The 23399-nt window shown below is 37.1% G+C and carries 25 protein-coding genes; 15 read left to right on the top strand and 10 right to left on the bottom strand.

The window, feature by feature from the left end; all coding sequences use genetic code 11:
- The first annotated feature begins 57 nt into the window (after window positions 1-57).
- Window positions 58-900 (top strand): methyltransferase domain-containing protein, encoded by an 843-nt coding sequence (locus H6F47_RS02555; RefSeq protein ID WP_096572250.1) that lies wholly within the window; start codon window positions 58-60, stop codon window positions 898-900.
- Here the strand turns inward: H6F47_RS02555 and H6F47_RS02550 are convergent.
- Complete coding sequence (locus tag H6F47_RS02550; RefSeq protein ID WP_190647526.1) at window positions 852-1061, bottom strand: hypothetical protein; 210 nt, start codon at window positions 1059-1061, stop codon at window positions 852-854. The genes H6F47_RS02555 and H6F47_RS02550 overlap by 49 nt on opposite strands.
- Between H6F47_RS02550 and H6F47_RS02545 the strand changes: the two genes are divergently transcribed.
- The 5 genes from H6F47_RS02545 to coaE all read left to right on the top strand — a co-directional run bounded on the left by H6F47_RS02545 (window position 1053) and on the right by coaE (window position 4962).
- Window positions 1053-1994, top strand: a complete 942-nt coding sequence (locus H6F47_RS02545; RefSeq protein WP_137667217.1) for a homogentisate phytyltransferase — start codon at window positions 1053-1055, stop codon at window positions 1992-1994. The two genes, H6F47_RS02550 and H6F47_RS02545, sit on opposite strands and share 9 nt — an antisense overlap.
- Window positions 1995-2025: 31 nt before the next feature.
- Window positions 2026-2487: a tetratricopeptide repeat protein gene (locus H6F47_RS02540; protein ID WP_096572252.1), complete on the top strand. Its 462-nt coding sequence runs from the start codon at window positions 2026-2028 to the stop codon at window positions 2485-2487.
- 55 nt (window positions 2488-2542) lie between these two features.
- Entirely contained in the window at window positions 2543-3256 is a 714-nt protein-coding gene (cobA, locus tag H6F47_RS28780) for a uroporphyrinogen-III C-methyltransferase (RefSeq protein ID WP_096572253.1), read from the top strand.
- 73 nt (window positions 3257-3329) lie between these two features.
- A complete protein-coding gene (locus tag H6F47_RS28775; protein ID WP_347239061.1) occupies window positions 3330-4157 on the top strand; it encodes a uroporphyrinogen-III synthase in 828 nt (275 codons plus the stop codon).
- A 217-nt stretch (window positions 4158-4374) separates the two neighbouring features.
- Window positions 4375-4962: a dephospho-CoA kinase gene (gene coaE, locus H6F47_RS02525; RefSeq protein WP_190647524.1), complete on the top strand. Its 588-nt coding sequence runs from the start codon at window positions 4375-4377 to the stop codon at window positions 4960-4962.
- Between the two features lie 153 nt (window positions 4963-5115).
- Here the strand turns inward: coaE and H6F47_RS02520 are convergent, their stop codons facing one another.
- From H6F47_RS02520 to H6F47_RS02510, 3 genes are all read right to left on the bottom strand, one after another.
- Window positions 5116-6510 carry a TldD/PmbA family protein gene (locus tag H6F47_RS02520; RefSeq protein ID WP_190647522.1) on the bottom strand — a complete coding sequence of 465 codons (1395 nt, stop codon included), beginning with the start codon at window positions 6508-6510 and terminating at the stop codon, window positions 5116-5118.
- A 95-nt stretch (window positions 6511-6605) separates the two neighbouring features.
- Window positions 6606-7022, bottom strand: coding sequence for a deoxyribodipyrimidine photo-lyase (locus H6F47_RS02515; RefSeq protein ID WP_137669606.1), 417 nt, complete (start codon window positions 7020-7022; stop codon window positions 6606-6608).
- A gap of 1 nt (window position 7023) precedes the next feature.
- Window positions 7024-8367: a protein kinase gene (locus H6F47_RS02510; RefSeq protein ID WP_190347950.1), complete on the bottom strand. Its 1344-nt coding sequence runs from the start codon at window positions 8365-8367 to the stop codon at window positions 7024-7026.
- Window positions 8368-8756: 389 nt separating this feature from the next.
- Between H6F47_RS02510 and H6F47_RS02505 the strand changes: the two genes are divergently transcribed.
- Window positions 8757-8993, top strand: a complete 237-nt coding sequence (locus H6F47_RS02505; RefSeq protein WP_190647520.1) for a DUF4351 domain-containing protein — start codon at window positions 8757-8759, stop codon at window positions 8991-8993.
- A 237-nt stretch (window positions 8994-9230) separates the two neighbouring features.
- Here the strand turns inward: H6F47_RS02505 and H6F47_RS02500 are convergent, their stop codons facing one another.
- The 3 genes from H6F47_RS02500 to H6F47_RS02490 form a co-directional block, all read right to left on the bottom strand.
- A complete protein-coding gene (locus H6F47_RS02500) occupies window positions 9231-9530 on the bottom strand; it encodes a hypothetical protein (RefSeq protein ID WP_242027317.1) in 300 nt (99 codons plus the stop codon).
- Window positions 9514-9792, bottom strand: a complete 279-nt coding sequence (locus H6F47_RS02495; protein ID WP_137668044.1) for a hypothetical protein — start codon at window positions 9790-9792, stop codon at window positions 9514-9516. The genes H6F47_RS02500 and H6F47_RS02495 overlap by 17 nt, the downstream gene beginning before the upstream one ends.
- Before the next feature lie 319 nt (window positions 9793-10111).
- Window positions 10112-10951 (bottom strand): FAD-binding domain-containing protein, encoded by an 840-nt coding sequence (locus tag H6F47_RS02490; RefSeq protein ID WP_190347947.1) that lies wholly within the window; start codon window positions 10949-10951, stop codon window positions 10112-10114.
- On the opposite strand from H6F47_RS02490, the gene H6F47_RS02485 reads away from it, so the two are divergent.
- From H6F47_RS02485 to H6F47_RS02470, 4 genes are all read left to right on the top strand, one after another.
- Window positions 10935-12977: a lipoxygenase family protein gene (locus H6F47_RS02485; RefSeq protein WP_347239060.1), complete on the top strand. Its 2043-nt coding sequence runs from the start codon at window positions 10935-10937 to the stop codon at window positions 12975-12977. The two genes, H6F47_RS02490 and H6F47_RS02485, sit on opposite strands and share 17 nt — an antisense overlap.
- A gap of 74 nt (window positions 12978-13051) precedes the next feature.
- Window positions 13052-13528 (top strand): thioredoxin-dependent thiol peroxidase, encoded by a 477-nt coding sequence (bcp, locus tag H6F47_RS02480; protein WP_137668047.1) that lies wholly within the window; start codon window positions 13052-13054, stop codon window positions 13526-13528.
- Window positions 13529-13621: 93 nt separating this feature from the next.
- Window positions 13622-14278 (top strand): type I restriction endonuclease, encoded by a 657-nt coding sequence (locus H6F47_RS02475; protein ID WP_096572260.1) that lies wholly within the window; start codon window positions 13622-13624, stop codon window positions 14276-14278.
- A gap of 15 nt (window positions 14279-14293) precedes the next feature.
- The gene (locus H6F47_RS02470; protein WP_137668049.1) at window positions 14294-15457 is read left to right on the top strand and encodes an IscS subfamily cysteine desulfurase; all 1164 of its coding nucleotides are present in this window, start codon (window positions 14294-14296) and stop codon (window positions 15455-15457) included.
- 187 nt (window positions 15458-15644) lie between these two features.
- Here the strand turns inward: H6F47_RS02470 and H6F47_RS02465 are convergent, their stop codons facing one another.
- The 3 genes from H6F47_RS02465 to lepA form a co-directional block, all read right to left on the bottom strand.
- Entirely contained in the window at window positions 15645-16703 is a 1059-nt protein-coding gene (locus H6F47_RS02465; RefSeq protein WP_190347945.1) for a Type 1 glutamine amidotransferase-like domain-containing protein, read from the bottom strand.
- 164 nt (window positions 16704-16867) lie between these two features.
- Window positions 16868-18055 carry a glycosyltransferase family 4 protein gene (locus H6F47_RS02460; protein ID WP_190347944.1) on the bottom strand — a complete coding sequence of 396 codons (1188 nt, stop codon included), beginning with the start codon at window positions 18053-18055 and terminating at the stop codon, window positions 16868-16870.
- Between the two features lie 382 nt (window positions 18056-18437).
- Window positions 18438-20249 carry a translation elongation factor 4 gene (lepA, locus tag H6F47_RS02455; RefSeq protein ID WP_096572264.1) on the bottom strand — a complete coding sequence of 604 codons (1812 nt, stop codon included), beginning with the start codon at window positions 20247-20249 and terminating at the stop codon, window positions 18438-18440.
- Window positions 20250-20533: 284 nt separating this feature from the next.
- On the opposite strand from lepA, the gene H6F47_RS02450 reads away from it, so the two are divergent.
- The 4 genes from H6F47_RS02450 to H6F47_RS02435 all read left to right on the top strand — a co-directional run bounded on the left by H6F47_RS02450 (window position 20534) and on the right by H6F47_RS02435 (window position 23263).
- The gene (locus H6F47_RS02450) at window positions 20534-20770 is read left to right on the top strand and encodes a hypothetical protein (RefSeq protein ID WP_096572265.1); all 237 of its coding nucleotides are present in this window, start codon (window positions 20534-20536) and stop codon (window positions 20768-20770) included.
- The gene (locus H6F47_RS02445; RefSeq protein ID WP_162501898.1) at window positions 20763-20900 is read left to right on the top strand and encodes a hypothetical protein; all 138 of its coding nucleotides are present in this window, start codon (window positions 20763-20765) and stop codon (window positions 20898-20900) included. The genes H6F47_RS02450 and H6F47_RS02445 overlap by 8 nt, the downstream gene beginning before the upstream one ends.
- A gap of 127 nt (window positions 20901-21027) precedes the next feature.
- Window positions 21028-22809: an ATP-binding protein gene (locus tag H6F47_RS02440; RefSeq protein WP_190647519.1), complete on the top strand. Its 1782-nt coding sequence runs from the start codon at window positions 21028-21030 to the stop codon at window positions 22807-22809.
- Window positions 22810-23032: 223 nt separating this feature from the next.
- Window positions 23033-23263: a NifU family protein gene (locus tag H6F47_RS02435; RefSeq protein ID WP_096572267.1), complete on the top strand. Its 231-nt coding sequence runs from the start codon at window positions 23033-23035 to the stop codon at window positions 23261-23263.
- Window positions 23264-23399 lie beyond the last annotated feature (136 nt).

Genomic DNA, 23399 nt, shown 5'->3' with positions numbered 1-23399 from the left:
AATGGTAGCCTAAAAATATATTTTTTTACTTAGGCTTGATCTTCATCTAGTTGATTCATGAGTACAACACTTTATAAGCAAATTCAAGACTTTTATGATGCTTCCTCTGGACTATGGGAACAAATTTGGGGAGAACATATGCACCACGGCTATTATGGTGCAGATGGTAAGCAGCAAAAAGACCGTCGTCAGGCACAAATTGATTTAATCGAAGAACTGCTGAACTGGTCAGGTGTCAAGGATGCAGAGAATATCCTCGATGTGGGTTGTGGGATTGGTGGCAGTTCTTTATACTTAGCGCAAAAGTTTAATGCTAAGTCCACAGGAATCACACTTAGCCCTGTACAAGCCGCTAGAGCCAAGGAAAGAGCCTTGGAGGCTAATTTGGGTTCTAGGAGTAATTTCCTGGTTGCCAATGCCCAAGAAATGCCTTTTGCTGATGCTTCTTTTGACCTGGTGTGGTCTTTAGAAAGTGGCGAACATATGCCAAATAAAACCAAGTTTCTGCAAGAGTGTTATCGGGTGTTAAAGCCTGGTGGTACTTTGATTATGGTGACATGGTGTCATCGTCCTACGGATGTTTCACCTTTGACTGCTGATGAACAAAAGCATTTACAGGACATTTATCGGGTTTATTGTTTACCCTATGTAATTTCCTTGCCAGAGTATGAGGCGATCGCTCATCAATTACCATTAAACAACGTTCGCACCGCTGATTGGTCCACTGCTGTTGCACCTTTTTGGAATTTTGTGATTGATTCTGCTTTTACTCCTCAAGCATTTTTTGGGTTACTTTTTTCGGGTTGGAGTACAATTCAAGGGGCGCTTTCTTTGGGGTTGATGAGTCGGGGTTATGAACGGGGTTTGATTCGGTTTGGGTTGTTGTGTGGGAAGAGGTGACTGGTGATTGGTGACTGGTGATTGGTGACTGGTGATTGGTGACTGGTGATTGGTGACTGGTGATTGGTGACTGGTGACTGGGAAAAACCTTTTTCTCCCCTGTTCCCTATGCCCTGCGGTAAAATCCAAAATCTAAAATCTAAAATCGAGTAATGAATCAATTTTTTCAACAAAATTCACCTATTTTTCCAGGAAGTCGGCTTTATGCTTTTTGGAAGTTTTCCCGTCCACATACTATTATTGGCACAAGTTTAAGTGTTTTCGGTTTATATTTACTGACCCTTGGTGTCACTTCTACAAGTTTTTCTGTAGTTCATTTAGGGCAGATTTTCGGAACTTGGTTAGCTTGTATTGCTGGTAATATCTATATTGTTGGTTTGAATCAATTACAAGATGTAGATATTGACAAAATTAATAAACCTCATTTACCTTTAGCTTCAGGAGAATTTTCTAGAGAACAAGGAACTTTAATAGTTGTTATTACTGGTATTTTAGCTTTGGTTGTAGCTTGGCTAAATGGACCATATTTGTTGGGAATGGTGGGGATAAGTTTATTAATTGGTACTGCTTATTCTTTACCACCTATTCGTTTAAAACAGTTTCCTTTTTGGGCAGCTTTGTGTATTTTTTCCGTGCGGGGAACTATTGTTAATTTAGGACTGTTTTTACATTTTAGTTGGTTATTCCAAAGAAGCCAAGGTATACCCAGTGCGGTGTGGGTTTTGACAGCGTTTATCTTGGTGTTTACATTTGCGATCGCCATCTTTAAAGATATTCCCGATCTAGAAGGAGACAAACTTTATAATATTACCACTTTTACTATACAATTAGGACAAAGAAAAGTATTTAAACTCGCCCTTTGGGTATTAACAGTTTGTTATCTAGGGATGATGTTTGTGGGTATATTCAGATTAGCTGAAGTGAATCCTATATTTCTCTTTATTAGTCATCTTATACCCTTAGTTTTAATCTGGAGAAAAAGTCAAAAAGTGGACTTGCAAAACAAAAGCGAAATTGCTCAATTTTATCAGTTTATCTGGAAACTGTTTTTTATAGAATATCTCATTTTTCCTATTGCTGCTATTTTAGCTTAGTTAGACCAGGGATTTACAGGGATTTACAATGATGTTGGAAAATTCACAACTGAGTAATATAATTGCAATTTCTTCAGTCACTGTTAGTATCAGCTTTCTGATTTATTTTGCCGTTAAAACATTAATAACCTCAAATTTATTTCAAAAAGGAGTTAATCTTTTTCAAGCAAAAGACTATGCAGGTGCAGAAGCAGCTTTTCGGCAAGTAATAGCAATAAATTCTACTAATGATGTAGTGAGGTTGTTATTAGGTGATTTGTTAAACCATCAAGGAAAAATTGAAGAAGCTAAGGAAGTATTTAATGATGTAATTACTCGCAGTCCCAAAAATCCTGATGCTTATTTAAGGTTAGCAAATATTCAATTATTGCAAGACGAAAAAGCAGAAGCACTCCAAAATTTACAAACATCAAAAGCACTATTTCAGAAACAACGTCAACCGCAAAAAGCAGCAACTATCGAGAAAATTCTGAAAGAGATAGGTAATAGGTGACAGGTGACAGGTGACAGTAAATAATTAATTACCAATTACCAATTACCAATTACCAATGACCAAAAAAAAAGTTTACATCGTTGGTGCAGGCCCTGGAGACGTGGCATATTTAACAGTGAAAGCTTTTCGTCTCTTGGCATCTGCTGAGGTTTTAATTTATGATGCTTTAGTAGATAAGGAATTATTAGAATGTGTACCACCAAATTGTTTAAAATTAGATGTGGGTAAACGCGGAGGTAAACCCAGCACACCCCAAGGAGAAATTAACAGTTTATTGGTGAAGTATTGCCGAGAAGGTCAACAAGTTGTTAGACTCAAATCAGGTGATCCGTTTATTTTTGGACGTTGTATTTCAGAAATAGAAGCGTTAAAATCTGCGGGTTGTGAGTATGAAGTCATACCAGGAATTTCTTCAGCTTTAGCAGCACCTTTATTAGCAGGAATACCCCTCACAGATACCGTACTCAGTCGCTGTTTTGCAGTGTTAACAGCACACGAACCAGAGGTTTTAGACTGGGAAGCATTATCAAGATTAGAAACTTTAGTAATTTTGATGGGGGGAAAAAATCTGGCGGAGATTGTCCATCAACTGCTAAGATATGGAAAGTCGCAATCCACACCCATTGCTATCATCCGTTGGGCAGGAACTCCCAGTCAAGAAGTCTGGACAGGTGAACTAGGTAATATTTTGACAAAAACTACGGGTTTATATTTATCCCCATCTGTAATTGTTATTGGTGAAGTTGTAGGATTACGGAAGTTCCTATAATATGAAAAAATATAGAATATTATAAATTGCTAAACATAAATTGCTAAACTGCTCCTCTTACAACTATAAAATCGTGCATAGTAATATACCTATCTCCCCATCCCCCCATCCTCCTACTTTTCCCCTCGCAGGGAAAACCATTCTCGTTACCCGTTCTGTGGGACAGTCTAGCCAATTTAGCGATCGCCTGACTGCCGAAGGTGCTACAGTTATTGAACTACCAGCTTTAGAAATTGGACCTCCTACCAGTTGGAGAGCTTTAGATGAGGCAATATCTCAGTTATCAACTTTCAACTGGTTAATTTTCACCTCCACTAACGGTGTAGATTACTTTTTTGAGAGACTTCAAGCTAAAGCTAAAGATAAAAGCGCCTTAGCTAAGGTAAAAATTGCTGTTGTGGGTCAAAAAACCGCCCAAAGTCTGGCAAAACACGATATTCAACCAGATTTTATTCCTCCTCACTTTATCGCTGACTCTTTAGTTATTAACTTTCCTGAAAATTTAGCAGGTAAAAAGATTTTATTTCCCAGAGTGGAAAGCGGAGGAAGACAAGTTTTAGTCCAAGAATTAACTTCTCAGGGTGCAGAAGTCAGAGAAGTTCCCGCTTATGAATCTTTCTGTCCTCAAACTATTCCCCCAGCAGCAGAAAAAGCTTTGCAAAACCACTCTTTAGATGTAATTACCTTTGCTAGTTCCAAAACTGTACAATTTTTCTGTCTATTAACAGCAACGAAATTTCCAGAAGGAATTACACATTATCTAGATAAAACTTGCATAGCTTCCATCGGTCCCCAAACAACTAAAACTTGTTTTGATTTATTTGGTAGAGTTGATATAGAAGCAGAAGAATACACTGCTGAAGGTTTACTCAAAGCAATTATTCAATGGGCGCATAAGTGATTGGTGACTGGTGATTGGTGATTGGTGATTGGGTAAATATAATAAATTAATAACTAACTAATGACTAACATCTAATAACTAACATCTAATGACTAATAAGCTGTTGTGCATTTAATTTGTATAAGTGGAACAGGCATCTTGCCTGTTAAACAAGAGTTCAGAACATTAGGGTTATACAATTTAGCTGTGTAACAGCTTATCTAATGACTAATATCTAATGACTAAAAGACTAATTGGTTTAACAGGTGGTATAGCTACAGGTAAAAGTACAGTGGCTAATTATTTAGCTACTGCTTATAATTTACCGATTTTAGATGCAGATGTTTATGCTAGAAATGCTGTATCTGTAGGTTCTCCCATACTCTCACAAATTGCCCAACGTTATGGTAAATCAGAAATTTTATTAGCAGATGGTAACTTAAATCGTGCTAAATTGGGAGAAATTATTTTTCATCAACCAGAAGAACGTATTTGGGTAGAAAATGTTATTCATCCCTATGTGAGAAATTGGTTTTTAAAAACTATTAATGAATCATCTGCAACTACTTTAGTATTAGTTATTCCCCTATTATTTGAAGCAGGTTTAGAAAATTTAGTGAGTGAAATTTGGGTTGTTTCTTGTTCAGAAGCACAGCAAAAACAAAGATTAATTCAAAGGAATAATTTAACAAATGAACAAGCAGCAGCAAGAATTAATAGTCAATTACCATTATCAGAAAAAATTGCCCGTGCGGATTTTGTTTTAGATAATTCTTCTACTTTAGAATCGCTTTTACAACAGATAGATAAAGTGATGAAAATATAATATCATGAATATGATTCAATAATGGACAATTACCTCTCTTTGAAAGTCAGAGTCTTGAAAAAGCGGGATTTTTGGCTTTTCTCCCCTGGAAAGGGGAGATTTTAAACATGGAATTAAACAATTATCAATTGTCAATTGTCAATTATCAATTAGTTAACTTTCTCCCCCTACCACTACATCCCGAATACGCAAAGAAGGACCACCACAACCCACAGGTAAACCGTTTTGTCCACCTTTACCACATCCACCGGATTCATCCCAGTAAAAATCATCACCTATAGCTTCAATATCTGCTAGGGTTTGAAAAACATTACCGGATAGTGTAACATCTTTTACAGGTTCAGCTATTTTGCCATTTCTAATCATCCACGCTTCACCCGCGCTAAAGGTGAACATTTCCCCGTTTGTCATCCCACCTAACCAGTTACGTGCATATACTCCTTCTTTGATATCTGTGAATAAATCTGCTACTGGGGTTTTACCTCTTTCTATCCAGGTATTTGTCATCCTTACAATGGGTGAGTAGTGATAATCTAAACAACGAGAGTTACCTGTGGGTGCTTCGCCTAATTTACCCGCAGTTTCACGAGAATGTAAACGTCCCACTAAAACCCCATCTTTGATTAATTGCGTAGTTGTCGCAGGTGTACCTTCATCATCGTAAAAATAACTACCTCTGTGACCTTGGGGTGCAGCACCATCAAAAATTTGCAGTTCTTCTGAACCAAAACGCCTTCCCAGAGTCATCACCTCCAATAAATCAGGGTTTTCATAGGCCATGTCTGCTTCGGAAAGATGTCCAAAAGCTTCATGAACAAATAAACCTGTAAGTATGGGGTCAATGACGACGGTATAAGTGTTACCTTTAACTGATGGTAAGGATAAAGCTGTTACTGCTCTTTCTGCTGCGCTTTTAACTTGAGTATCTAAATTGACTAAATCTTCAAAAGCTTTCCGTGATCCTGTGGTTTCTCTCCCTGTTTGTACGGTGTCGCCGTTTCTTGCTGTAGCTGCAAAGCGCATTTCCATATCTACCCAAGATTGCTCTACTAATGTTCCTTCTGAGGTAGCAATAATTACTCTTTGGCAACTATCACCATAACGGACTGAGGTAGTGGTAATGCGAGAATCAGCGCTTTTTAATAATTCGGTGTAGCGATCGCACAATTCTTTTTTTTGTTTGAGGGAAACGGTACGGGGATCAATGCCTGTGAGGTGTAAATTACATACTGTTTGGATGGGATCAATGGGTGCGAGGATGGTTTCTTCATCTCCCACTATCCTAGCAGCAGCGATCGCTTCTTCTATTCTTTGTTCGATAGTTGCTAACTGGTTGAAACTACTTAAACCCCAGCCACCTTTATGACAAGCGCGAACATGGCCACCGATAGAAATACCTTCACTGAGGGTTTCTACTTTGTCACCACGCAATAAAATATCTGTTCCTTCAGCTTCTTCTAAACGAATCATGAGATAATCGACACGGGAGGAATAGCGAGCGATTAAATCAGAGAGTAAATTTTGGATGTCAGCAAGGAGTTTAGGCATTTTGGTTAGGGATGATTAAGAACTTTAGTTATTTTCCAACTATTTATGTTTATTTTCTATATCTTCAAAATCAGATTCAGCAGGTAGTTGAATACTTAATCAAAAACATATTTTTCTGCTACTTTCCAATAACGAGAAAACCTCTTTAAATCAATAAATCCATCATAATCAAAAAACGGTTCAACTTCAAATATTTCTAATTTCAATTTCTTTTCAATTTGATTACAAATATCATCAAATTTGGGACTGGGACTATCTGTAGTCACTACTAATTTAGCATCATGTTCCTGAGCAAATTTAATAATTTCCTCTGCGACATTTCCCCGACGAATTTCTACAGGTAATTCCAGTAAACATTCATATATAAAAGTTATCCTTTTTAAACTTAATTGCCATTCTTCGATTAAAGCATCATCCCAAACCCAAATAGCTGGGGTATTGGGATATTCTTGTAAAGCGGGGTTTTCGGGACTTAAACAGTCTCCATTGATCCAGATAATTGGTTTATTCATATCAGATAGTTTTTAACAAAGCTTCTTTAAATTCTATCGCAGTTTGAAAATAAATTTGCGGTTTTTCGGTTAAAGCTAAATCTATAACTTGTGCTAATTTTTCAGGAATGCTACTATCTCGTTCACGAATGGGTACAGGAGGATTATTTAAAATACTACTCCAAGGATCACCATCAAAATCACGGGGAAATTTTCCTGTTAACATATTATATAAACAAGCTGCACTTGCCCAAACATCAACTTCAGGTAAAGAATGTTTAAAATCTAACACTTGTTGACGAGGCATAAATACAGGAGTTCCCATTTTTGTACCTGTAAAAGTTTGTCCACTTAAACCAGCTAAATCAAAAGCTTTGGCTAAACCATAATCTCCGATTTTCACTACCATTTTACCATTGTTTTTAGTAATAAAAATATTGTTGGGTTTTAAATCTCGATGGACTAAACCTTTACCTTTTCCCAATCTTCCATCTGCTAATCTTACATAGGGAACTTCCACATTATGGGCATATTCTAAACCATCGAGAACCTGTAAAATAATATCAACAGCAAGATTAACAGGTAAACTTCCCCCTAATTTTTCCATTAAATCCCAAACATCCCCACCTTCGCAATATTCCATTGCAAAGAAAAAGGTATTTCCGGCAAAGTCGTAATCTAAACATTGGATGACGTTGGGATGTTGTAAACATTTGCTATTTTCAACTTCTCTTAAAAACATTCTTACACCCTGTTCTGTTGCTGCAACTGCGGGTAACATGATTTTCAAAGCTACGAGTTTTTTAGTTTTTTGATGTTGCGCTAAAAATACCTCTCCACATCCACCTTCACCTAATGATTTTATAATCTGATAGTTAGAAATTACTCTGAGATTTTGATTACCTGCGTTTGCTAGGTTGAGGATGTTTTTAATAATATCTAAAAAGTTGGGTTTTTGATTTTCTAGGATGTTGGAAAGTTCTGGAATTTGCTGTTTTTCAACTTCTGATTTTACAGATATGTTAAAAAGAATATCACCGATTTGCACCTGATCTTTATGACCTAAATTATATTCAGGAAGTACAATATTTTTCGCTGCTTCTGCTGTTTGGCCTGCTTTTCTTTGTCCGATAATTTTACCGTTTACATAAGTTCCGTTTAAACTGCCTAAATCTCTAATTCTAATTTCTGGGGGGTTGATATCTAATAAGCAGTGATAACGGGAAACTTTCATATCAATATTATCGGCTATTTGTAAATTGCAATCATCATTTCTACCGATAACACAAGTGCTGCGGTTGTCGAATATATATTGTTTTCCTGATAGTTTCCCTGTGGTAATGGTGAGGGTAACGGTAGATGGCATTTTTTCGGTTGTTTATTTTGGGGTTCAATCAATATTATATTCGGTTTGTGCTTTTTTTTGCTCACGCAGAGTCGCAGAGAGAATATGAGTTATTTGTATGTGATTTGAGAAAAAAGTTTTTCTGGCAATAAAGGGGGGTCTATTCTCATTATTATTGAGAATGATGTCAATAATTTAACGAGTTTTGGTGATTTCAGCTTGGGGGGTTGACAGTGTTCTGAGTTTTTGCTACTCTAATGTTATGCCTAGAAATCTATCCGCGCCATATATAACAGGTTTTGAGTTATTGAAGTTTTTATTTAAAGTTTATAATAGGAAATAATAAAGTTAGTAAGAATGCACACAGATACAATAAGTTTTCACAATTAAGCCGTCAGGAGATAGAAGCAATGTTTTTAGTCAGTGATATTAAGCAAACAAGAGTCTATCAAGAAGCAAAGCAGGAAGGTGAGATGATTTTATTGATACGTATGTTATCAAAAAGATTTGGAAAGTTGGGAGATAGTTATATTCAGAATATCAACAGTTTAAACATAGAACAACTGGAAAAGCTAGGAGAAGCATTATTAGATTTTACAGATATTCATGATTTGGAAATATGGTTACAGTCTGAAATAAGTAAGTAGGTTTATTCTATTTGTCTGAATCAGGACACCTTTCGGGAAGTCAAAAGTCAAAATTAAAGAGTTTTGTGTCTTAATTCAAACAAGTTAGAGTAAAAAATCACTCAAAACTAAAATCATTAATTCTGTAACTCGTTTTAACTGAATATCATTAGTTAAGAAAATATCACATTGAGAAAATATAGCTACGGAAATTTGTAAAGAATCTAATAAAGCTAAATTATATTTAGCTCTTAATTGTCATGCTTGTTTAGCAATTAATTCATCAATTTGTACAAATTCAACATTTACACCAGAAACAATCAAATCAATAAAATCCTGTTGTAATTCTGTTAATCCTAAACGATAAGGATAAACCAGACACTCAGATAATGTGATAGGAGAAGTAACCGCACTTAGTAAACCTGAATCTATACCGTGAAAAACATAGTTAACTGAAGACTGATATTGAGGATGATTCTCTACATAGTAAATTACTGGTACTGTATCCAAAAATAACTTTTTACCCTGAATGAAATAATCTTCAATGTTCATAGACATTTCTGAGATTTAATTCCCTATTTTTACTTTCCTCGTTTCTATTTCTGGAAACCCAATTTTGAGCATCTTCACTAACTAAAGGATAAGGTGCTTTACCTCTGATTTCTTGCCATTTTCGACGTTGTTTTTGTTCTATATCATTTGGTTGTGATTGCAGATATAATGACTCAATAAAAATTAATACTTTTTCTTGTTGTGCAGGTGTTAAATTATCTAGTTTTTCTAAAATAGATTTTTTATTTTCCTGTGCTGTAGTCATCATGAAAATCCTCATCATTTGTAAAACACAATCTTCTTTAATTATATAGCTATCGGCTTTTATTTGTAAATATTGCCAGGATTTGAGGATGTACAGGATATTATTGAATGATTGTTTTTTGGAAGTTGGGGATTTTTTAGGATGTGATTTAATGATTGTTTTTGCATAATTTAAACCATCTATAAACTACTATCCTGTAAATCCTTTAATCCTGGTTATCCTGATTCAGACAAATACAACTTTCATCATCAACCAACCATCTAAAAATTACCATCCTGTAAATCCTTTAATCCTGGATATCCTGATTCAGACAAATTTAATTTTACCTTCCTTTTTTCCCCTTCTGCCAACTTTGACTATTAGGCTTTTTACTAAACTCACCTTTGGGAAAAAGTCGCGCTTCCAACTCCTCATAACTCCCCTCAAAATCACACTTACCATAAAGCGGACATTGACGACAATAAACCCCTTTTGTGTAACGTTCTAAATTTTCCCGATTGAAAAAATAAGGTTTATGACTAAAGGTACTCGCTACCCATTGCCATGACATATTATTACTTGCAGGATCACCATCTAACAAATGTTGCAAAAACCATTTTGCGCCGGCTTGCCATTGAATACGTCGCCAATGGATAATATAAGCTGCTAACCACATTCTAATATGGTTATGTAAATAGCCAGTTTTTCTTAATTCTTGACTAAAATTATCAATACAAACCAGTCCGGTTTTTCCTTCAATAATATCTTCCGGTAAATTTTTTGCGTAATCTGCTACTTTATAACCGGTTTTGTATTCTTCTTGATTTTCCCAAATACCTTTTCCTAACTTAACATACAGCCTTTGCCAATAATCGCGCCATCCTAATTCATTAATTAATTTACTCGCATCTTCTGGATTTTCCACCCGTTCTAAAATATCATCTCTAATTTCTCGCAAACTTAAAACGCCATAACGAATATAAGGTGATAACCTAGTAACAGCACCAGTTAAAGAATTGCGTGTTTTTGCGTAGGCAACAGGATCTACTTGTTTTAGCTTCGCTTTTGCTGCTTTCCTTCCACCCACAGTTTCGCTGATGTGATCATCTCGTTCTGCGGCCTGGGGAAATTGTTCGCGCAGGTAAGCTATTAACTCATCTCGATTAGTGAAATCACGTAACATAGTATTCTTAGTTGAGAATTATGTAATCAAAATTAGAAATAGTGGCAATTTAAATATAACTATATTATCCTCTACAGTATATCAAGTGTTACCAGAAAAAGCCATGACAAAACACCCATCTTTACAAGAAAAACAAGGTTACTATCGCTATGATCCCAGTAACTTAGATCAAAAAGGATATGCAAGGTTATTTCCTTACACTGGGGAAGATGGCGTTATCCGTTATATTTTAACCAAACTCAGCGAAAATTTGGTAGAACAGGGGAAACTTTCCCAACCTTGGACTTTATTACTGAGTCAGTTAGATAAAAAAGCGGAAGAATTACAGGAAAATTGGTTAAATATATCGACTTTGTTGGTAGACTGCAAAGTTTTTCAATCAGGATGGTTTAATTTGGATTTACCGCCCAATGAACAATTTAATAGTAGCTATATCCAAGAAAGAAAAAAATTAATTCAAACAATTTCTGCTGTTAAAAAAGCCGTCGAAAATGTAGATAAAAATTTACCTCCCCTCACAAAAAACGCAGAACAAAGAAATTTATTTTACCAAGCATTAGCGAAAAAAGCAGATGTTAAACCTCCTGTTATGAGTATAATTCATGAACGAGATGGAGGTTTGAGTGATAGAGAATTTGTCCGTCAACGTTTAGCTGGTGCTAACCCAACAATTATCCGCAGAGTGCAAACAAATGATCAAAGTTTGATTCAAACTTTAGCTACTCAACCTTACAAATTAGCTAATAACGGTGCTGTTGATTTAATAAAATCTGCAAGTGAAAATCAGTTGTTTATTGCTGACTATCCAATTTTTAAAGATTTGAAAATTACAGACTTACAAACTGGTAAATATGTAGGTAGTCCAGTAGCTTTATTTCACAATACAGAAAAAGGTTTAGAACCTGTACTAATTCAATTAGAAAAAGGTCGAGTAGTCACACCAGGAATTACAGGAGAACCAGCAGATGATTGGATGAGAGCAAAGTTATATTTTCAAACTGCGGATGCTACCCATCATGAATTAATTGCCCATTTAGCTTATACTCATTTAGCAATGGAATCTTTGTCTATTGCTACTTCTAGACAAATACCAACTAATCACCCAGTTTATCAATTATTATCTCCCCATTTTAAATTTTTAATTGCCATTAATAACCGGGGAAATAGTATATTGTTAGCAGAAGGAGCAGCAATTGATAATTTAATGGCTCCTACTATCAAAACTTCTGGTAACTTGATGAATAAAGCCTATCGAGAAAAGTCTTTTTGGTATTATTCTCTGTTGAATGATATTGAAGTGCGGGGAATAGAACCGAAATTATTACCAGACTTTCCTTATCGGGATGATGCGTTGTTATTATGGGAGGCGATCGCCAAATACACAACTCGTTATTTACAACGCTACTACCCAGACGATAAAGCAGTACAACAAGACATCTATTTACAAAATTGGGCGGAAGAACTAGGCGCACCTTTAAACACCCGTCCCAAATCAGACTTTCCTCAAGCACCTGCATGGTTACCCAAAGAAATGGTAGCAGCATCAGGAATAGAACCCCAAGAAATACCTTCCTATCCCCGCGTACCAGGGTTTACAAAAGTTGGTAGTTTGCAACAATTAATAGACATTGCAACTATCGTCATCTTTACCTGTGGACCCCAACACGCAGCTTTGAATTTTAGTCAATACGATTATTTTGGTTATGTTCCTAACGCACCCTTAGCAAATTATATTCGTCCTGATACACCAGCCAGTTTAGAGGAAATTTTACCCTCAACAGCAAGAGATTTAGAGCAAATGCAATTAACCTTTGCATTAAGTGGAATTAACTGGAGTAAATTAGGAAGTTCTGATTTTATTCAGTTTGCAGATAAAATTGATCGGCAAATTCTCGCCCATTTTCAAAGTGATTTGTTAGAGATTGAAAGTAAAATTAAATCTCGAAATCAACAACGTTCCCTAGAAACAGGTGTAGAATATCCCTATCTTTTACCTTCTCGGATACCCAATAGTATTAATATATAATCATCATTGTAAAATCCTTGTAGAGACGTTTCATGAAAAGTCTCTACATTTCAGATTAACCTAAAAATTTCATCATGACCAACATTCCCGAAATTGGACAACCTGCACCCGATTTTTCCACACCAGATCAAAACGATAAACTCGTGAACCTCGCTGACTTCAACGAGTGGATAGTCCTTTATTTCTACCCCAAAGATGACACCCCTGGATGTACCACAGAAGCCAAAGATTTTACAGATTTAGCCGCAGAATTTACCGCTTTAGGTGCTAAAATAATTGGTGTAAGTCCAGATTCCAGTAAATCCCATTGCAAATTTATCGCCAAACATAACTTAGAAATTACCCTATTAAGTGACCCAGAACATCAATTAATTGAAACTTACGGTGGATGGCGTTTAAAGAAATTCATGGGTAAAGAATATATGGGTGTTGCGCGTTCAACATTCTTGATTTCACCTGATAAAATCATCGCCCATTCTTGGGCAAACGTCAAAACAAAAGGTCATGCACAAGCAGTCTTGAAAAAACTCCAAGAATTAACCACCAAATAACAGTTTGTAGTGAGCGATTTATCGCTCCCTCCTGAAAATAATCATCCAGGCTTTATAATATAAATAACACCTTTATTTAATTTTTAGATAAATATGGTTCAGATTATCCAAGCACAGAATATTACCCTTGCGGAATTAAAACAAAAATTTGCCCTACAAAAATCTAAAGATGAACTTTTTTTTACAGAATTGCAACAAGATTTACCTAATATCTCAGAATTAGAACAGCAATATTTAGACCGAGTCAAAAAGAATTATCTCAACTTAGTAGAAAAATCTAGTCCTTTAGAAGATGCAGTTAAATTAGTAGTATTATCTCCCTTACTAGATTTAGCTGGTTTCTATGATTCTCCTTTTTATATTGCCACAGAAGAACCTATAGAAATTAGTGAAACAATCTTCACAGATGATGAAGAAACTGGATCAGAAACTACAGAGATTATTAAAGGTAAAATAGATGTTTTAGTTCTACAAAATAAGCTATGGTTATTAGTGATTGAAGCTAAAAGAACTAATTTTTCCTTAGCTAAAGCCATACCCCAAGCACTTACCTATATGTTAGCCAATCCTCACCCGAATTACCCCCTATATTCATTGGTAATTAATGGTGAAGACTTCCAATTTATTAAACTCATCCAAACTGATAAACCTTGTTATGCTTTGTCTGATAGATTCACTTTATATAGAAGGGAAAACGAACTTTATCAAGTTTTAAAAATCCTCAAAAAAATCGGTAAAATATTAACTTAATTGTTGAGTTTATTTATGTCTAATCGTCCCATCTACCTCGATAATCAAGCTACCACCCCCGTAGATGAAAGGGTACTCAATGCCATGATACCTTACTTTACAGAAAAGTTTGGTAATCCTGCTAGTAATAGTCATGTTTACGGTTGGGAAGGTGAAGCAGCAGTTAAACAAACCAGGGAAATTTTAGCCACTGCTATTAACGCTAACCCAGAAGAAATTGTCTTTACCAGTGGTGCAACAGAAGCGAATAATTTAGCTATTAAAGGTGTCGCAGAAGCATATTTTTCCAAAGGTCAACATATTGTTACCGTCGCTACGGAACATAAAGCAGTTTTAGACCCTTGTGAATATTTACAAAACATGGGTTTTGAAATTACAATTCTCCCAGTCCAAAAAGATGGATTAATTGATTTAAACCAATTAGAAACAGCCTTGCGTCCTGATACAATTTTAGTATCTGTCATGGCTGCAAATAATGAAATTGGTGTTTTACAACCTTTAGCAGAAATCGGTAAAATTTGTCGAGAAAAGGAAATTATATTTCATACAGATGCAGCACAAGCTATTGGTAAAATACCTTTAGATGTGCAAGCATTAAATATTGATTTAATGTCTTTAACTGCCCATAAAGTTTATGGTCCTAAAGGTATTGGTGCTTTATATGTTCGCAGACGTAACCCCAGAGTAAAATTAGCAGCGCAACAACATGGGGGAGGACATGAAAGAGGGATGCGTTCTGGAACTTTATATACACCGCAAATTGTTGGTTTTGGTAAAGCTGTGGAAATTGCTTTAAAAGAACAAGAAACAGAAAATCAAAGGTTAATAGAATTGCGAGAAAGACTGTGGAAACAGTTATCAACTTTGGAGGGAATTTATCTTAATGGACATCCTGAAAAAAGGTTAGCAGGAAATTTAAATATTAGTGTGGAAGGTGTGGATGGTGCTGCACTTTCTTTAGGTTTACAACCAATTGTTGCAATATCTTCTGGTTCTGCTTGTTCTTCCAATAATGTTGCACCTTCCTATGTTTTAACAGCTTTAGGACATTCGGAAAATTTAGCTTATGCTTCCGTAAGGTTGGGAATTGGCAGATTTAATACTGTTTATGAAATAGATCAAGTTGCCGAACATTTAATTACTACCGTGAAAAGTTTAAGAAGTTTCTCGAAAGTGTGAATTATTCTCTCGTTCTCTCGTTCCCAGTCAGAGACTGGGAATGCCTGAATAGAGTTTCTGACTCCAATAAAACGGAAGCCAGAGTCTTGCTTTATTCATTCCCATACAGAGTATGGGAACAAGAAAAACTATAGATGTAAAATAAAGCGGGCAAGATGCCCGCACCACAAGAGGATCTGTACATCCATTAATAAGGATCAGAATCAAATCTTCCCCGTTTCACACTTCTGAGATAATAACCTCTAGATGGTAAATTATTTAAATCAAAAGTTTCACCTCTAGGAAATCGCCAAATTTTATAATCATAATATGTGAGAGGTTTTCCGGGTTGACAAACTTCTGGGGAATGATCTCCAAGAACAAAATAAACTGAACCCCTCCCCATAACTTTTGCAATTCCATATTTATCTACAAGTAAAGATGTTTCTTCGCTAATAGCTATTCCTAACGCAGTATTAGATACACCATCTTGAATTTGTCGCGCAATAAAAACCATAATTCTTCCCATTCTTTTGCGTTCATCAAAATGGGTGTCAATAATCGTTCTTCGCAAATACTTCCACTGGAAAAAGTTATAGGTAAATGTAATATTCCTATAGGGGTCTTCCAGTGCTTCATTAGTTTCAATACTATCTTCACAAGCGCAAGAATCATAAACAAATTCACTTTGAATCATTGCCCCTGCACTTGTGCCACCAATAGCCCCACCCTTATCATAAACTGATTTGATGGCAGCTTCTAATTTCGTGTTTTTCCAGTTGCGAATATATTCACATTGATCACCACCAGCAAAGAAAATTACTCCAGCATTTCTGACTTTATCAAAAATATCTGTCCTATTCGCTTCTTGTTTATTTCTAATGATTAAAGTCTCTACATAATTCACACCTCTCATATTATAAATTAGCTGATTATAATCATCGTTACCAGCAGCACGAATGACAACAACATTAACTTTTTTGTTAGAGTTAGCACCTCCCCTGACTTGATTTATCATCCATTGAATCGCATCATCCACATCAGGACCACCCCCACCCAAATTATGTACAGGTCCAGCTAATAAAGGAACTTTATAATTCGGTCTATAATTGGGGTTTGGTAACGGTGGACTAACATCACGGCTAATTTTTTCCAAGTAGCGGTTTAGGTTTGCTGTAAAGTGGGATATGAGGAAGGTTCCCATCTTCAACAACATAGTTCTTGCTTTTCTCAAGCACTTGGCTATATTTGGGAATGCCTTGGTCATACTCAGGAATGTGAAGCAAACAGCCATCATTTCTAACTCTCGCATTCCCAAGGGGTAAATTCCCAGCGTACAGCCTTTGTACTGTTTTTTAACGGCAAAAAACGCAGAGTAATTAATATTATCTCCACTACTCTGCGAAAACCTCAGTTTTACTTTGTGTTTAATTACCAATCAACTTGCGATCGCTCTTTCACCACTTTCTCATATACAGCTTCCGTTTCTTTTGCTAATTGTGGCCAGCGAAATCTTCGTTCTAAATCTTCATAAGCGTTATCTATCAACCATTGTCGATAACCTGGATTTTTCAAAACTTCTAAAATTCCCCATGCTAAAGAATCTGGATTATTTACTTTAGTTACAATTCCTGTTTTCGTATGTTGTACTACTTCCGGAAAACCACCCGTATCTGAAACCACAACCGGAACTCTAGAAGCAAAACTTTCTAAAGCTACAATACCAAAAGGTTCATAAAGACTGGGAAAAACTGCACAGTCAGCTAAGGTTTGAAATTTATCCAAGTAGTCATCAGAAAGAAAACCAGTAAAATAGCATTTATCCCAAATTCCTAAATCCCAAGCTTGCTGTTTTAAATGGTCAGTATTACCACCACCAACTATCACAAATTTAACGTAACCGCCCATTTCCCAAAGTACCTTGGGAGCAGCATTAAGCAATACAGGTATACCTTTTTCATAAGTCATCCTGCCCAAGTAATAAACAATTTTTTCATGATCTGCGGCAAATTGGCGACGAAAATCTTGAGCATGAAAATCTCGGTAATGTTGCTTTTTTTCTGGGCGAATCCCATTAAAAATCACGTCGATTTTATCACCATGACTATTTAATGCTCTGACTACTTCCCCCCGCATATATTCAGTACAAACAATGATGCGCCAAGCGTTATAAGCTAATAATTCTTCTTTGCCACTAATATAGCGTTGGGTATCATTATAAATACCGTTATAACGTCCGTATTCTGTGGCGTGAATGGTAGCAATGAGAGGAACTTTAAAAGTATGTTTGAGAGCGATCGCTGCATCTCCAACTAACCAATCATGGGCATGAATAAGATCAAATGGTCTTTCCTCTAACATCAATTTACCACCGTGATGTCCCATACTCTCATTTAAATTTACTACCCAGTGAAAAAAATCATGACTATGGGCTACTGGTACTCGATGTACATAAATACCCTCAACTACTTCATACAGTGATGATTGTTTTACTTCTGGCGTAATCAAGTGAATCTCATGCCCTAACTTTACCAATTCCGGGTATAATTCTCCTACATGACGGGCAATTCCTCCCACTAACCTTGGCGGAAATTCCCAACTTAGTACCAGTATCTTCATTGATTTAACTCCCCGATATTTACAAAACTTGAAAGAATAGAAAAAACTACTTTGATCTCAAAATACGAAGTGTGACAATTACTGCGAGTATTCCTAGTGAAATTGTTGTTTTTTTTAATAAATAGTTTTTTGATAAAGCTTATCATATTGATTTGCAATTTATCTCTACAAAAAAACCCGATTTCATCAAAAAACCAGGTTAACTTTAAATTTGCAAATATCTAGTTGACTGGGGACTGGGGAGGTATAGTGATCCGATTTGATTCATGAATTTTTCGTGGAGGCAGGGAACAGGGAACAGGGAACAGCGAGAAAAATTTATTCTACCTCCCCTGCCTCCTGCCTCCTGACTCCTGACTCCTGCCTCCTGTCACCTCATACATTAACTTTGATCTAACTTCAACACAGCCATAAACGCTTCCTGGGGTACATCCACCGTACCCACAGCTTTCATCCGTTTTTTACCCTTGGCTTGTTTCTGCAAAAGTTTCTTCTTCCGGCTGATGTCACCACCGTAGCACTTAGCTAAAACGTCTTTCCGCAAAGCCGGAATATGTTCACTGGCAATCACCTTACTACCAATAGACGCTTGAATGGGAACTTTGAATTGATGACGTGGGATCAGTTCTTTGAGCTTTTCAGCCATTGATCTGCCCACACCATAAGCTTTATCCCGGTGGACGATCATCGCTAAAGAATCTACGGGATCACCATTGATCATAATATCCAACTTCACCAACGGATTTTCCCGGTAGCCAATCAGATGATATTCCATACTCGCATAACCACGAGAACGGGATTTCATTTGATCAAAAAAGTCGGTGACAACTTCCGCCAAAGGAATTTCATAAGTTAGGGTAGTCCGTCCCTGGGTAAGATATTTCATATCTTTGAAAATACCCCGGCGGTTTTGTGATAACTCCATCAAAGTACCAACGTAGGTTTCGGGAGTAATCATTTCTACCTGCACATAAGGTTCTTCTATTCTTTCCCGGTCATTGGGCGCAGGTAAATGGCTAGGATTATCAATATACAGTTCCTCACCCTTGATAGTGATCACCTTATAAACCACAGATGGGGCTGTAATAATTAAATCCAGGTTATACTCTCGCTCTAACCGTTCTTGGACAATTTCCATGTGTAGCAAACCCAAGAACCCACAACGGAAACCAAACCCCATTGCGCTAGAAGTTTCCGGTTCATATTGCAAAGCCGCATCATTCAATCTCAGTTTTTCCAAAGCTTCCCGCAAGTCTTCAAATTGATCTGCATCTATGGGGAACATCCCACAAAATACCATTGGGTTAGCCTCTGTGTAACCGGGTAAAGGTTCTGTAGCTTTAGCCTTAGATAAGGTGATAGTATCGCCCACCCGTGCATCAGCCACAGCTTTAATAGAGGCGGCTAAATAACCTACTTCTCCTGCATGGAGTTCTTCAACTTGTTTTTGGGTGGGAGAAAGGACACCTAACTCATCAATTTCATATTCCTTACCCGATGCCATCAAATAGATGCGATCGCCCTTCTTCACAGTCCCATCCATCACCCGGAAATAAACAATTACTCCCCGGTAGCTATCGTAGTAACTATCAAAAATCAGCGCCCTTAAAGGTTGATCAACCGTATTAGCTGCTGGGGGTACACGTTCTACAATCGTCTCTAAAATCTCAGGAATACCGATTCCCTCTTTAGCAGAAGCTAAAATTGCCCCACTGCAATCTAAACCAATAATTTCTTCAATTTCACTAACTACTCTATCTGGTTCTGCTCCTGGTAAATCAATTTTATTTAAAACTGGAATAATTTCCAAATTATGCTCTAGTGCTAAATACACATTTGCTAAAGTTTGGGCTTCTACCCCTTGGGAGGCATCCACAACCAATAAAGCACCCTCACAAGCAGCCAGAGAACGGGAAACCTCATAGGAAAAGTCAACGTGACCAGGAGTATCAATTAAGTTTAAAACGTACTGCTGACCATCCTTAGCTGTGTAATTCATCCGGGCAGCTTGCAGCTTAATTGTAATGCCGCGCTCCCGTTCCAGATCCATGTTATCGAGAAACTGCTCCTTCATTTGTCGGTCGTCTACAGTGCCAGTAGCTTGGAGTAAGCGATCGGCTAAAGTAGATTTACCGTGATCAATATGAGCAATAATACAGAAATTGCGAATGCGAACTGCGGGAACGTCAGTCATATACCATCTTTGCTTTAGCAGCAATCAAAAGTTAAATCTATTTACTTCATGTATTTTAATGCTTTATTGGGTAATGGGTAATGGGTAATTGGTGATTGGTGACTGGTGACTGGTGACTGGTGACTGGGTTATTTACCTCCCCCTGCTCTCCCTGCTCCCCCTGCCACTTTCCATTCCCCAGGCAGGTGAATTAATTTTCAAGATATGATGACACTGTATATTAAAACTGCCACCTAAAAACTGAATCATCTAAGTTTGGTAATTTTTTGGGAAACCGTAAACCTATGAATACGCAAGAAAACCCCACCAACGGGGAAAAAATCCATACAGACAAGGTAGAAATTGCTGTTCGCCTAGACTCTGAATTAATAGCCCAAATTCAGCATCTTACCAATGACCCCAGTAAGGTGATAGAAGTCGCCATCCGCCAATGGTTACGCGGCGACATACCGAGAGATGATGAACTAACTCGCACACCAATACGCACACCTATTCCCCCTAGAGGAGAATGGAATGATTGAAATTTGGGGACTGGGGACTGGGGAAGAAGCAGGGGAGCAGCGAGCAGGGGGAAGTTATTTGTATTTTTCCCAATCACCAGTCACCAATCACCAGTCACCAGTCCCCAATGATACAAAATGTAAAACTTAACGCTCCAGATTCCAGAAAAGTCAAAAATATACAGTCAAAAGTATGAAAGCTGTAAAACTTTATGCCAAAATTTAAGCAGCTTTAGTACAACCACGGTGGAAAGCAAATTGTCTATCCAACTCGATAAATGACTATTACTGCGAATAACCCATTGCCAAAGCTATTTTCTCAGAACCTGGAATCTACTAACCGCAGTACAGATGGCTTATTACTAACTCTTGCATCTGAGTTGGTATATATCCAAGATGGTACTGGGCGTTATCTGACATTTGATTGGCAGTACAGCGAACTCCTGGATTTAATCACTGAGAGAATAGTTGATGCGCTTAATGAAAATGAAATCTTTACCCCAGTAGATAAAGTTGCCTATTTGGAAGGCTTGCAAAGGATTTTAACAACTTTAGTCCCAGAGAGAGTTCAATGTTGGTTTAAATGCAGTCAATATTTATTAGAGTTGGAGTTGACAATTACTCCAATTATGCCGCAACTGGGTGAAGCCGCAACCACAGTTTTGGTTATGGGTAGGCTATTACCATCTCCAGTCCATGGTAAAGAAGTGAATCAGGCAGCAAAAACGCCTTCACAGCTTGAGTTATTTTTGCATTCTCGGAAAGTGCCACAGTTATTGGTGCAATACCAAAAACTATTAAACCAAATCACCAGAAATATCTGGTGGACACTGGATATAGATGTTATTTGGCAGCAAACAGTTGACAGTTTAGGACAAACTCTCAAACTGGAGCGTTGTATTTTCTTTCCTTATCAGCCAGGAGATTCAAAAGTTAGGGTAATCGCAGAATATCACCAACCAGCATTCAAGCCCATTTTAGGCTCAGAAATAGAGATATCTTCTGAACCTGCTTTTGCTCAAGCTTTGGCAACTCTAGAACCGATGGTCATAGAGATGCCGATTCAAACAAATTCTCAGCAGCACAGATTTTTACTTTTTGCTACTAACTATCAAGACCAAGCAAATGGTTTAGTTGGGTTAAGTTTAAGCAGTGAAGAAATATTAATAACAGAAACGGAAATAGAATTAATTAAAGAGTTGGCAGATCAACTGGGTACAGCGATCGCTCATGCTACCCTATACAAAGAACTAGAATACGCAAGACAAAACGCTGAGGAAGCATCCCGGTTAAAAAGCGAATTTCTCGCTAATGTATCCCACGAAATTCATACACCTTTAAATGGCATGATTGGCTTTTTAAAGCTGATTTTAGAAGGGATAGCAGATGATCCCGAAGAACAAATGGAATTTGTGGATGAAGCTCTTAAATTATCACTCCATCTGCTAAATCTTCTCAATGATATTTTGGATATTGCCAAAATCGAAGCCGGGAAAATGGAGTTAGACTGCTCACCTGTCAAACTTCAAGAGCTATTTAGTGATGTAGAAAACTTTACCCGTCCCCAAGCGGAGATGAGAAACCTCAGTTTCCAAATGCAAATGCCTGTCACCTCTGATGAAATTATCGTTCAAGGTAATTACCAAAGGTTGTTACAAGTTATGCTAAATTTGGTAGGCAATGCTATTAAATTCACCCATGAAGGTGGAATCACCATCAGCGCCGACTGGGTTATCAAAAAAGGAAAAGGAAAATCCAGCAAACCACAGAATCCCGGCATGGTGAAAGTTAAAGTTGCAGATACTGGTATTGGTGTTTCCTTAGACAAACAAGATAAACTGTTTCAATTATTCTCTCAAGTTGATGGTTCTCGTACTCGTCACTACGGAGGTACTGGTTTAGGTTTAACCATATCCCAAAAGCTGGTAGAAGCAATGGGCGGTGAGGTACATTTTTATAGCTTAGGCGAAGGTCTTGGTTCAACTGTCACCTTCACAGTCCCACTTTATCAACAACCGGTCTTGTGTTCCCCTAGCGAGTGCGAGATTGAATCTCAATAATTGATTGGTGACTGGTGATTGGGGAAGAAAATTTTAGATTTTAGATTTTAGATTTTAGATTTTAGATTGGAGTTAACAAAAACAATCCAAAATCCAAAATCCAAAATCCAAAATAAATAACTCCTGCCTCCTGACTCCTGACTCCTGTTATATTTTGGGAAATGGGTGGATAATCTGCAAATCCCACTTTCAAAGCCGTCCTTAACTGAACAGGTCTAAAACTATGGAATTGACACTTGAAAACGTTGAAACTGTCTTAGATGAAATGCGCCCTTATCTAATGTCTGATGGGGGTAATGTGGAACTGGTAGAACTCGATGGACCAGTAGTGAAACTGCGTTTACAAGGTGCTTGCGGTTCTTGTCCTAGTTCACAAATGACTTTGAGAATGGGTATTGAACGCCGTCTCAAAGAAATGATTCCCGAAATTGCAGAAATTGAACAAGTCATCTAAGGATAGATGACTGGTGGTTGGTGATTGGTGATTGGTGACTGGTGACTGGTGATTGGTGAGTGGGTAATCAATCTTTATGTTTCCCTATCAACTATCAACTATCAACTATCACCAATTACCCATTACCATTATTGAT

The organism is Sphaerospermopsis sp. FACHB-1094 (genome assembly GCF_014696195.1).
Taxonomy (GTDB): Bacteria; Cyanobacteriota; Cyanobacteriia; order Cyanobacteriales; family Nostocaceae; genus Sphaerospermopsis; species Sphaerospermopsis kisseleviana.
This window is presented reverse-complemented; position numbering and strand designations above follow the sequence as displayed.

Excerpts from the sequence above, each read along its gene's own strand:
- H6F47_RS02465 (WP_190347945.1), bottom strand. The coding sequence starts at position 16,703 with ATGACCAAGGCATTCCCAAATATAGCCAAGTGCTTGAGAAAAGCAAGA.
- H6F47_RS02435 (WP_096572267.1), top strand. The coding sequence starts at position 23,033 with ATGGAATTGACACTTGAAAACGTTGAAACTGTCTTAGATGAAATGCGC.
- H6F47_RS02470 (WP_137668049.1), top strand. The coding sequence starts at position 14,294 with ATGTCTAATCGTCCCATCTACCTCGATAATCAAGCTACCACCCCCGTA.
- H6F47_RS02450 (WP_096572265.1), top strand. The coding sequence starts at position 20,534 with ATGAATACGCAAGAAAACCCCACCAACGGGGAAAAAATCCATACAGAC.
- coaE (WP_190647524.1), top strand. The coding sequence starts at position 4,375 with ATGACTAAAAGACTAATTGGTTTAACAGGTGGTATAGCTACAGGTAAA.
- H6F47_RS02490 (WP_190347947.1), bottom strand. The coding sequence starts at position 10,951 with ATGTTACGTGATTTCACTAATCGAGATGAGTTAATAGCTTACCTGCGC.
- H6F47_RS02505 (WP_190647520.1), top strand. The coding sequence starts at position 8,757 with ATGTTTTTAGTCAGTGATATTAAGCAAACAAGAGTCTATCAAGAAGCA.
- H6F47_RS02440 (WP_190647519.1), top strand. The coding sequence starts at position 21,028 with ATGACTATTACTGCGAATAACCCATTGCCAAAGCTATTTTCTCAGAAC.
- H6F47_RS02545 (WP_137667217.1), top strand. The coding sequence starts at position 1,053 with ATGAATCAATTTTTTCAACAAAATTCACCTATTTTTCCAGGAAGTCGG.
- H6F47_RS02445 (WP_162501898.1), top strand. The coding sequence starts at position 20,763 with ATGATTGAAATTTGGGGACTGGGGACTGGGGAAGAAGCAGGGGAGCAG.
- H6F47_RS02555 (WP_096572250.1), top strand. The coding sequence starts at position 58 with ATGAGTACAACACTTTATAAGCAAATTCAAGACTTTTATGATGCTTCC.
- H6F47_RS02495 (WP_137668044.1), bottom strand. The coding sequence starts at position 9,792 with ATGATGACTACAGCACAGGAAAATAAAAAATCTATTTTAGAAAAACTA.
- bcp (WP_137668047.1), top strand. The coding sequence starts at position 13,052 with ATGACCAACATTCCCGAAATTGGACAACCTGCACCCGATTTTTCCACA.
- cobA (WP_096572253.1), top strand. The coding sequence starts at position 2,543 with ATGACCAAAAAAAAAGTTTACATCGTTGGTGCAGGCCCTGGAGACGTG.
- H6F47_RS02475 (WP_096572260.1), top strand. The coding sequence starts at position 13,622 with ATGGTTCAGATTATCCAAGCACAGAATATTACCCTTGCGGAATTAAAA.
- H6F47_RS02460 (WP_190347944.1), bottom strand. The coding sequence starts at position 18,055 with ATGAAGATACTGGTACTAAGTTGGGAATTTCCGCCAAGGTTAGTGGGA.
- lepA (WP_096572264.1), bottom strand. The coding sequence starts at position 20,249 with ATGACTGACGTTCCCGCAGTTCGCATTCGCAATTTCTGTATTATTGCT.
- H6F47_RS02510 (WP_190347950.1), bottom strand. The coding sequence starts at position 8,367 with ATGCCATCTACCGTTACCCTCACCATTACCACAGGGAAACTATCAGGA.
- H6F47_RS02515 (WP_137669606.1), bottom strand. The coding sequence starts at position 7,022 with ATGAATAAACCAATTATCTGGATCAATGGAGACTGTTTAAGTCCCGAA.
- H6F47_RS02520 (WP_190647522.1), bottom strand. The coding sequence starts at position 6,510 with ATGCCTAAACTCCTTGCTGACATCCAAAATTTACTCTCTGATTTAATC.
- H6F47_RS02540 (WP_096572252.1), top strand. The coding sequence starts at position 2,026 with ATGTTGGAAAATTCACAACTGAGTAATATAATTGCAATTTCTTCAGTC.
- H6F47_RS02500 (WP_242027317.1), bottom strand. The coding sequence starts at position 9,530 with ATGTCTATGAACATTGAAGATTATTTCATTCAGGGTAAAAAGTTATTT.